The sequence below is a fragment of the Candidatus Darwinibacter acetoxidans genome (assembly GCF_041936445.1).
Classification (GTDB): Bacteria; Bacillota; Limnochordia; order Darwinibacteriales; family Darwinibacteriaceae; genus DTU010.
In genome coordinates, this window is record NZ_JBHGXH010000062.1 from 1 (window position 1) to 1,998 (window position 1,998).

The following is a 1,998-nucleotide window of genomic DNA, read 5'->3' on the forward strand; positions in this document are numbered from 1 at the left end:
CTTTCCCGCATTGCCGAGGCTTTCCAAGCCCGGAAAGCAGGTAGGGCCATCTCTGACAAGAACTACGCCAAAATCAAGGCGGCTATCGAAGCACTAACTGAAATTATGAGCATTGCCGAGAACGAGCGTTCTGGCAAGAGCAACGATGGAGAAGAGGATGTAAATATGACAACTGAAGATAACAAGGCCATTGAGGCGCTGAAAGAGAAGATCGAAGCCATGCAGGCTGAGATTGACTCTATGAAGGCGGCAAAGGCCAAGGAAGAGGAAGAGGCTGCACAGAAGGCTGCCGAGGCAAAGGAGGCCGAAGAGAAGGCTGCTGCCGAGGAAGCCAAGAAAGCAGCTGAAGAAGAAGAGGCGTTCAAGAAGGCGCTTATGGAGAAAATTGAGGCATTAGAACAGCGTGTTTCCAAGGCGGGCGCTGCCAGTAAGTCCATTCAGGGCCAGGACGGCGTACAGCCGCCGGACATCAGCGAGAAGTCCAGGCGCGACTCCTTTGGGCGCGTGCGGCGGGGGTGAGTAAGCATGACGTATTCTAACGATGAACTGTTGCAGAAACTCGATTCTGCACTCAAGAACGTGGGCGTTGACACGCTAGGTCAGGGGATTCTTGCCCCGCAGAAGTTCGACCGTTTCGTGCGAGCGATGCAGATTCGCACGAAAATCCTGCCTGAAGCGCGGTTTATCCGCATGGAAAGCCAGATTACCGATATCGATCGGGTCGGCTTCGTCGGCAGGGTGATCACCCAGGCGGTTGCACCTAATCCGCCAGCGAATAGTCTGAGCGGGGCGGTTGAGGACACCGTTGGCACTGAAACATCTGTAGCACCGGTTTTCGGCACCCAGGTGCTCCGGGCGGTTGAACTTCGGGCTATGACCGGGATTTCCGACCGTGCTCTTCGGCGGAACATCGAGCGGGGCGATTTCGAGAACACGCTCGTGGATCTCTTCGGAGAGGCCGCAGGTCGTGATTTTGAGGAGTTTGCCATCCTCTCTGACGCAAATAACACAGCAGACCCGCTGCTTTCCCTCATGAACGGGTGGGCAACCGGGGCTGCGAACCGGGTCTATGGCGTACAGGGAGCCAATCAGGCAGCTGAATTCGACCCAACTGACCCAGAATCCATCTTTGAGGCGCTTCTCGATGCGCTTCCCAAGCAGTACCTGCAGAACCGGGCCGAATGGCGTTTCTATGTGCCGTACGAGATTGAGAACAAGTACCGCGACGTCCTGCGGCAGCGGGGTACGGCGCTTGGTGACGCGGCCCAGATCGGCCACGAGGGGCTCAAGTACAAGGGTATTCCGATTGTCGAGGTTCCGATGCTCGAACGGGCCAACGTGGTCGCAGGTGGAGCAGACTTCAGTGGTGGCGTAGGCCGGATCTGCATGCTCCAGCACCCGGATAACATGGTTTGGGGCGTGTTCCACCAGGTTTCCATCGAGCGTGACCGGGATATCCGGAACCGGCGGACCGACTTCGTTCTCACGATCGAGGCCGATGCTGGCTACGAGAACCCGAACGCGGCGGCAGTTGCGTTCCTCGATATCAAGAACCAGAAGCAGTGAAGGTGACCGGGATGAGGCGCGTTGAGGTAACTAACCTCTCTAAAGAGATAGTTACCAGGGCGGGGCGTAATTTCCCGCCCACATCAACTACCGCCGTAATGGTGAGCGATAGCGGATTAAAGGAGGTTCGTGCATGCATTCACCTGAAGGTGGTAGAACCTTCCAGTAAAGCAAATAAGCCACAAGGAGACTACGTTTGCCCGTACTGTCCGTATACCTGTCCCACGCGGCGGGGGATGACGGCTCATGTCCGGCAGCGGCATCCAGAGCGCTATGAGGAGTATCGAGCAGAATGACAACGTTCTACAGTAGTGCCAAGGAAGTTATTGCGTATACGGGCGTTCGGCCCGAAGCGCTACGCTGTGATAGCGACGCTGCTCTTGAAAGCCTTCTAGAATCGTGGCTTGTACAAATTAAGAGCCTTATCGATGC

General features: G+C 56.3%; 2 protein-coding genes. Both read left to right on the forward strand.

The features are described from left to right. Positions 1 to 519, forward strand: a 519-nt coding sequence (locus tag ACE4YL_RS02375; RefSeq protein ID WP_461369116.1) for a hypothetical protein, incomplete at its 5' end; no start/stop codon positions are given. 6 nt (positions 520 to 525) lie between these two features. Then, positions 526 to 1,566 carry a phage major capsid protein gene (locus ACE4YL_RS02380; RefSeq protein WP_461369117.1) on the forward strand — a complete coding sequence of 347 codons (1,041 nt, stop codon included), beginning with the start codon at positions 526 to 528 and terminating at the stop codon, positions 1,564 to 1,566. Positions 1,567 to 1,998: the final 432 nt, after the last annotated feature.

Excerpts from the sequence above, each read along its gene's own strand:
- ACE4YL_RS02380 (WP_461369117.1), top strand. The coding sequence starts at position 526 with ATGACGTATTCTAACGATGAACTGTTGCAGAAACTCGATTCTGCACTC.